Below are 6,940 nucleotides of genomic sequence, written 5' to 3' on the forward strand. Positions count from 1 at the left end.
GGTCCGGTTCATTGCGGCCCCTCCGCGACGGCACGCTGGATCTCGGCTTCGAGGTCGGCGACCGGCGGCTCGCCCTCTCCCTTGCCCAGCCACAGCAGATATTCCACGTTTCCGGACGGTCCGGGGAGCGGGCTGGCCGTCACCCCGCGCACGATCAGCCCTGCCTCCCGCGCCCTCGCGGCGGCGTCCCGCACGGACCCCCTGCGCAGCTCGGGATCGCGTACGACGCCGCCCGCCCCGACGAGGTCCTTGCCCACCTCGAACTGCGGTTTGACCAGCAGCACGAAGTCGGCCCGGGGCGCGGCCACGGCGGCCAGGGCGGGCAGCACCAGCCGCAGCGAGATGAACGACAGGTCGCCCACGATCAGCGTGGGCGGCTCGCCCACCATGTCGGGGGTCAGCTCGCGGACGTTGACCCGCTCCATCACCGTCACCCGCTCGTCGGTCCGCAGGGACCAGGCCAGCTGGCCGTAGCCGACGTCGACGGCGAGCACGTGAGCTGCGCCGCGGCGCAGCAGCACGTCGGTGAACCCGCCCGTGGAGGCGCCCGCGTCGAGGCACCGGCGGCCCTCGACGGTCAGGCTCCGGAACGTGTCCAGCGCGCCGATCAGCTTGTGCGCCCCGCGTGAAACGTAGTCGGGGCCGTCGTCCGAGGCGGCCACGACGATGGCCGAGGCGGTCTCGACCTGGGTGGCGGGCTTGCGGGCGGTCTGCCCGCCGACGGTGACCCGGCCGGCGTCGATGAGCTGGGCCGCCTGCTCGCGCGACCTGGCCAGGCCACGCCGCACCAGCTCACTGTCGAGACGTATCCTCCGGCTCACCGGTCTCCCTGAGCGAGGTCGTCCACGGCCGCCGCCAAGGTAGCCTCCAGCTCGGTAAACGCCTCCTCGAAGACCGGCACGTGCGCACCGACGGGCAGCTCGCCCAGGCGGCCGAGGCCGGCCACGATGGCGTCGGCCCGCTCGTCTCCGGTCTCCTCCGGCAGCACACTCATGACTCGACCGTAACGCCTCCCGCGAGCGGCCGGGACCTTGGCAGGCGTGTCAGGCGTTGAAGGTCATACACGGGTGCTAGTGATGTGGAACGCTACGGTCCGCAAAGGAAAAGAAAGGATGCTCATCATGGCAAGCGTCGAGGAGTGCCGGGCGGCACTGGCCAAGCTCGTCGCCCAGTTCGACGACATCGACGAGGAGGACCGCGCCAAGCACGTGGTCGAACGTACGGTCAGCTGCCGGGTGTCCGACCTCGACGTGGTCTTCTACGGCCGGCTGCACCACGGGGGGCTCGAGCCGTTCACGCAGGAGCCGCCGCCGGACGGCAAGTCCGCCGACGTCAAGCTCACGATCGTGAGCGACGACCTGGTCGCGCTGGTCGACGGGGAGCTGGACCTCGCGCGTGCGCTGCTCGGGGGCCGGGTGAAGATCGACGCGAGCTTCGGCGACCTGCTTCGCCTGCGGAGGCTGATCTAGACAGGCCCGTTGACCGGCCCCGCCGCCCAGTTATTTAATGGAGCCGTTAACTATTAGACGATGGGCGAACTAAATGGGTCTGATCATCGAAGCCGAGCGGCTGAGCCGCTCCTTCGGCGGCCACCTCGCCGTCGACGGCCTGACCCTGGCGATCGCGCCCGGCGAGATCGCCGGCCTCCTCGGCCCGAACGGCGCGGGAAAGACGACCACGATCAGGATGCTGGCCACGCTGCTCCCGCCGAGCGGGGGCGCCGCTCGGGTGTGCGGGTTCGACGTGGTGCGGGCGGCTGGAGAGGTACGCAGGCGCATCGGCTACGTGATGCAGCAGGTCTCCCCCATGGGCTACTACATGCTGACCGGCAGGGAGAAGGCCGAGATCGAGGCGTCGCTCTACCACGTGCCTCGACGGCAGGTGAAGGACAGGGTCGCCGAGATCCTCGACCTGGTGGGGCTGTCGGAGCACGCCGACCGGCTCGTCCAGGACTACTCCGGCGGCATGCAGAAGCGCCTTGACCTGGCCTGCGGGCTGCTGCACCGGCCCGAGCTGCTGATACTCGACGAGCCGACGCTCGGCCTGGACGTCCAGTCGCGCCATCACCTTTGGGACCACATCCGCGCGCTCTGCGATCAGGGGACGACCGTGTTGCTGGCGACCAACTACATGGACGAGGCGGACCGCCTCTGTGACCGTCTGACGATCATCGACCACGGCCGCGAGGTGGTCCGCGGCACGCCTGCCGGGCTGAAGGAGGCGCTCGGGGCGCCCTCGCTCGACGAGGTGTTCCTCCGGCACACCGGCCACGCGCTGCGGGAGGACCTGCGGTGATGTGGTCGCAGGAGGTGCTGGCCCTGTCCAGGCGGTGGCTGCTCATGGCGCTGCGGGAGCGCCTGAACCTGCTCTTCAGCGTGCTGCAGCCGGCGGTGTGGCTGGTGTTCTTCGCCGGGGCGCTGGGCGGCGCGGTGGATCCCCGGGTGGTCGGCACGGGGGACTACATCGCGTTTGCGGTGCCGGGCATCATCGCCTTCACGGTGGTCGGCAACGGGGTGACGGCGGCGATGCCGCTGCTGTTCGACAAGGAGACCGGCTACCTCGACAAGCTGCTCAGCATGCCGATCAGGCGCAGCTCGCTGATCGTGTCGCGGTTCGTGTTCCAGGTGGGGATGAACTCCGCCCAGGTAGGGATGATCCTCCTGGTCGCGCTCGTCCTGGGGGTGCGCCCCGCGTCGGGCCCGCTGGGCGTGCCGGCGATCCTGGTGGCGACGGCGCTGCTGACTCTGGCGCTCACGGCCGCGGCGATGGCGCTGGCGTGCGCAGTGCCCTCGCACGGGACGTTCTTCGCGATCACGGGGTTCGCGTCGTTGCCGCTGCTGTTCATGAGCAGCGCTTTCGTGCCGCTGACGGCCATGCCGGGGTGGATGGAGGCGGTGGCGCGGGCCAACCCGCTCACGTACGCCATCGAGGCGATGCGGCTGCTGGTGCTGGAAGGATGGAGCGGCGGGGTGGCGCTGTCGCTCGGCGCGCTGGTGGTCGCGTCGGCCCTGCTGCTGGCCGTGGGCGCGTGGCAGTTCGCCAGGCAGACCGGCGAACGGATCGCGTGACTACCCGACGCGGTCCACGACGGGCTTGACCGCGTCCTCCTCGGCCCTCCCCTCCCCGGCCACCGCCCAGGCGGCGTCACAGGCCGCCCGCAGCCCGTCGATCCTGCTCCCGTCGCCCTCCAGGTCCAGCACGCCGTCCTGCCAGCGAGCCCGCCACCCCCCGCAGACCCCGTCGCGCACCTCGGGATAGGGCAGCTGCAGCGCGCCCAGGTCCTCGGCGACGTACGTGGGCCGGTGCCGCGGCTCGGCCGTCAGCACGTCGACGGCGGTGGCCACCCCCGTGAGCACCAGCAGGCTGTCGACCCCGGCGTTGGAGGCGCCCTCGATGTCGGTGTCCAGCCGGTCTCCCACGACCAGCGGCCGCCGGGCGCCCGTGCGGATCATCGACTCCCGGTGCAGCGGCGGGTCCGGCTTGCCCGCGTACACCGGCTCCACCCCGGTGGCCGCGGCGATGACCCGCACCATCGCCCCGTTGCCCGGCAGCTCCCCGCGCCCCGTGGGCATCGTGCTGTCGCCGTTGGACGCCACGAACCACGCCCCCTGCCGCACCGCCAGCGCCCCCTCGGACAGCAGCCCGTACGCGAGCCCGGGCGCGATTCCCTGCACCACCGCGACCGGGGACTCCAGGGCGGTCGAAACCGGCCGCAGCCCTCGATCCCGTACGGCCATCCGCAGCCCGGACCCGCCGACGACGAGCACGTTCGAGCCGGGCGGCACCCGTTCGGCGATCAGCCGCGCGGCGGCCTGCGCCGACGTCACCACGTCCGCGGCCGTCGCCGGCGCGCCGAGCTCGCGCAGGTGGGCGGCGATGGCGGCAGGCGTGCGTGAGGCGTTGTTCGTGACGTAGGCCAGCCGCACGCCCCTCCCTCGCGCCTGCTCCAGCGCGGCCGGGGCCCCGGGGACCGCGTGGGCGCCCAAATAGACCACGCCATCGAGGTCGAGCAGCAACGTGTCGTACCCGTCGATCAGCACAGCGCCTCTTCCCGTTTGACTCTCACGCCGCGTGAGACTTTAGCGTCGCCCTCGTACCGACCTACAGAAGGGATGACCATGTCCACGAAGCTCACTCCCGAGGAACGCTCTGAGCTGTTCGGTGATTTCGATCCCGGCGATTACGCGGCCGAGGCGGAGCGGCGCTGGGGCGGCTCGGCGGCCTGGACCGAGACGCAGCGCCGGACGGCGGCGTACACGAAGGAGGACTGGAAGCGGTTCATGGCGGAGGCGGCCGAGATCTCCGGCCGGATGGCGGAGGCGATGCGCTCGGGCGCTCCGGCGGACGGCGGCCTGGCCATGGATCTCGCGGAGGAGCACCGCGCCCACATCACGCGCTGGTGCTATGAGTGCACGTACGAGATCCACCGAGGCCTCGGCGACCTCTACGTCACCGACGCCCGCTTCACGGCCTCGATCGACCGCACGGCCCCCGGGCTGGCCGCGTACTACCAGGCGGCCATCAACGCCAACGCCAACCGCCACGACGCTCAAGGGTGAGGAGAACCTTCTACATTTCGCGACGAGCCCGCAATGTGGCGCGGACGCTCTTCAACGCCGACACGTAATGTCGCTCATCGGGGCGCATGGCCACCGCAATGGCCAGTGGTTCCTGCGCCCCTTCCACATCCCCGGTCCGCCACAAGGACAACCCGAGCCCGAAATAGGCATAGTCCTCAGCCGGATTGGCGTCCACGATCTGCCGGAAACTGGCCGCCGCCTCGGCGTACTGCCGTGAATTGAACTGGGCCCTGGCCAGCGCCTCGAGGATGCTGCGCGATTCGGGCTCGGCCGCGGCGGCGCGCTCCAGCAAAGCGGCCGCGGCGGCCGGACTTCCCTCTTGGAGCAGCTTGACCCCTCGCTGGTACCAATCGTAAACAGTGCCCCGGGGAGTGCCCGAGTTCTCATCATTGACGTTTTCGTCCTGAGCCATGGGTAGGACTCCCTTCATCGCTGGACGACAGACCCGCCCTGCCTGGCTGCGGAACGGGCACGGCTGGCAACCAAGGGGTGACTCCCGGAAGGCGCAAGCATTTGTGGGAGCATGCCCGGTATGGGGACTCCTGAACTGCCGGTGCCCGATGGACTGGTGCTACGGCCCTTCCGAGGCGTGCGTTTCGCTGTCGAAGATCCCGCCAAGGTGACCTCCCCACCCTACGACCTGATCTCTGACGCGGACGTGGACGCCCTCCTGCGACGCCACCCGAACAACGTCGTCCGCCTCATCCTTCCCTGCTCCCCCCGCGGCAACTCCTCCGTCAAGCCGTCACCCCCCTCGAACCAGCCGCTCCCCACCGCCTCTCTGAGTCCCGGGAACACGGAACCGGCGAGCCGGCAACCGGCGGCTTCCGAACAACCCCACCTGAGCCGGGCCGACACGAGTGACCCCCGCCTGCGACCGCCCCACCCGGCACGACCCGGCCTGGGCCCGACCGGCTCGGCGACACCAGCTCACCCCGGGCAGACGAACGCGTCGCCAGCCCATCCTGAAGGGACCGCGCTGGAGTCGGCCGACCTGGAAAGAATCGACTCGGCAGCAGCCGACCAGGCAGCGCCCGCCCCAGGACAGGCGGCCCCACGCACGACCGGCTCGGAACCGGCGGGCCCGGGGTCAACCGGCTCCAAGGCGGCGGGCCTTGGCGCCGCGAACACCGAGCGCTCATCAGTCCCGCTCGAGGTCCGCTACACCGAAGCCCGGGACACGCTGCGGGCCTGGCTGGACGCGGGCATCCTGGTGCCGGACGAGGTGCCGGCGCTCTACGTCTACGAGCAGAGCGGCCCCGACACCATGCAGCGCGGCTTGATCGGCGACGTGGGCCTGGCCGATCCGGGGCAGCACATCATCCTGCCCCACGAGGACGTCATGCCGGGTCCGATCGCCGACCGCCTCGCACTTATGAGCACCACCCAGGCCAACCTCGAACCGATCTTCCTCCTCTACGACGGCACCGACGGCACGGCCACCCGTCTGGTGGACGAAGTGGCCACGAAGCGCCGGCCTCTCATGTCCGCCCACACGGAGGACGGCCTCACACACCGCCTGTGGGCGATCACAGAGGAGTCGGAGATCGCCGCCATCAACGCCGACCTCCACGATCGGCAGGCGCTGATCGCCGACGGCCATCACAGATACGCGACCTACCGCGTCCTCCAACGTCAAGAACGCGTCACCCACGGACCGTCCAGAGAGGGTCACCCCACTCCGGCGACCGCCGGAGCCCTGGTCGCCCCATGGGACTTCGGCCTGGCCCTGCTCGTGGATTCCACGGCGTACCCGCCCGACCTCAAGGCCATTCACCGTGTGATCCCCGGCCTCCCTCTGGCCGAGGCGACCGCCAAGGCCAGAAAGTCGTGGCGGGTCCAGGACTACGACGACCTGTCCAAGGGCCTGGCCGCACTCGAGAACGCCACTGAGCCGGCCTTTCTGCTGGCCGACGAGAAGGGCGCCCACCTCCTCACGGATCCCGATCCGGTAGAGCTCGCCCACGCCATGCCGGCCGACCACTCCGACCGCTGGAACTCCCTCAACACCTCCATCCTCACGGAGTTCATCCTGCCCAGGGTGTGGGGCATGCGCGATGACGATCAGGCCGTACGGATCGTCCACCACGACACGGCGGCGGCGGTACGGCTTGCCACTCGCACGGGCGGCACCGCCGTGATCCTCCGGCCGCTCGCGACCGAGGACGTGCTGGCCGTCGCCGCGGGCGGCGAACGCGTCCCCCGCAAATCCACCTCCTTCGGCCCCAAGCCCCGAACCGGCCTCGTCCTGCGCACGTTCGCGATCGACTGAGTCGGGGAAACCCGTGTGGGGCGCCGGTTCCGGCGTGAAAATGGGGATCGGTGACCGTCTGTGACGTCGTGTGTGCTTGGCGCCGGTT

The 6,940-nt window shown here is 70.6% G+C and carries 9 protein-coding genes; 5 read left to right on the plus strand and 4 right to left on the minus strand.

Annotated features, from left to right (window positions below; all coding sequences use genetic code 11):
- Positions 1 to 8: 8 nt before the first annotated feature.
- Together ACIBX3_RS27440 and ACIBX3_RS27445 are read right to left on the minus strand one after the other, a co-directional pair.
- Entirely contained in the window at positions 9 to 821 is an 813-nt protein-coding gene (locus tag ACIBX3_RS27440) for a TlyA family RNA methyltransferase (protein WP_397121728.1), read from the minus strand.
- Positions 818 to 994, minus strand: coding sequence for a hypothetical protein (locus ACIBX3_RS27445; protein ID WP_397121730.1), 177 nt, complete (start codon positions 992 to 994; stop codon positions 818 to 820). The genes ACIBX3_RS27440 and ACIBX3_RS27445 overlap by 4 nt, the downstream gene beginning before the upstream one ends.
- A gap of 127 nt (positions 995 to 1,121) precedes the next feature.
- Here ACIBX3_RS27445 and ACIBX3_RS27450 point away from each other — a divergent pair, with 127 nt between their 5' ends.
- The 3 genes from ACIBX3_RS27450 (at position 1,122) to ACIBX3_RS27460 (ending at position 3,068) form a co-directional block, all read left to right on the plus strand.
- Positions 1,122 to 1,469: an SCP2 sterol-binding domain-containing protein gene (locus tag ACIBX3_RS27450; protein ID WP_397121732.1), complete on the plus strand. Its 348-nt coding sequence runs from the start codon at positions 1,122 to 1,124 to the stop codon at positions 1,467 to 1,469.
- Positions 1,470 to 1,542: 73 nt separating this feature from the next.
- Positions 1,543 to 2,295 (plus strand): ABC transporter ATP-binding protein, encoded by a 753-nt coding sequence (locus tag ACIBX3_RS27455; RefSeq protein ID WP_397121734.1) that lies wholly within the window; start codon positions 1,543 to 1,545, stop codon positions 2,293 to 2,295.
- Complete coding sequence (locus tag ACIBX3_RS27460) at positions 2,295 to 3,068, plus strand: ABC transporter permease (protein WP_397121774.1); 774 nt, start codon at positions 2,295 to 2,297, stop codon at positions 3,066 to 3,068. The genes ACIBX3_RS27455 and ACIBX3_RS27460 overlap by 1 nt, the downstream gene beginning before the upstream one ends.
- Here ACIBX3_RS27460 and ACIBX3_RS27465 read toward each other — a convergent pair whose 3' ends face one another.
- Complete coding sequence (locus ACIBX3_RS27465) at positions 3,069 to 4,040, minus strand: HAD-IIA family hydrolase (RefSeq protein WP_397121736.1); 972 nt, start codon at positions 4,038 to 4,040, stop codon at positions 3,069 to 3,071.
- A 78-nt stretch (positions 4,041 to 4,118) separates the two neighbouring features.
- Here ACIBX3_RS27465 and ACIBX3_RS27470 point away from each other — a divergent pair, with 78 nt between their 5' ends.
- Positions 4,119 to 4,559, plus strand: a complete 441-nt coding sequence (locus ACIBX3_RS27470; protein ID WP_397121738.1) for a TipAS antibiotic-recognition domain-containing protein — start codon at positions 4,119 to 4,121, stop codon at positions 4,557 to 4,559.
- A 10-nt stretch (positions 4,560 to 4,569) separates the two neighbouring features.
- Here the strand turns inward: ACIBX3_RS27470 and ACIBX3_RS27475 are convergent, their stop codons facing one another.
- Positions 4,570 to 4,992: a tetratricopeptide repeat protein gene (locus tag ACIBX3_RS27475; protein WP_397121740.1), complete on the minus strand. Its 423-nt coding sequence runs from the start codon at positions 4,990 to 4,992 to the stop codon at positions 4,570 to 4,572.
- Between the two features lie 120 nt (positions 4,993 to 5,112).
- Here ACIBX3_RS27475 and ACIBX3_RS27480 point away from each other — a divergent pair, with 120 nt between their 5' ends.
- A complete protein-coding gene (locus tag ACIBX3_RS27480; RefSeq protein WP_397121742.1) occupies positions 5,113 to 6,852 on the plus strand; it encodes a DUF1015 family protein in 1,740 nt (579 codons plus the stop codon).
- The last annotated feature ends 88 nt before the right edge of the window (positions 6,853 to 6,940 follow it).

It is taken from the genome of Nonomuraea sp. NPDC049480 (assembly GCF_044465905.1).
GTDB lineage: Bacteria > Actinomycetota > Actinomycetes > Streptosporangiales > Streptosporangiaceae > Nonomuraea.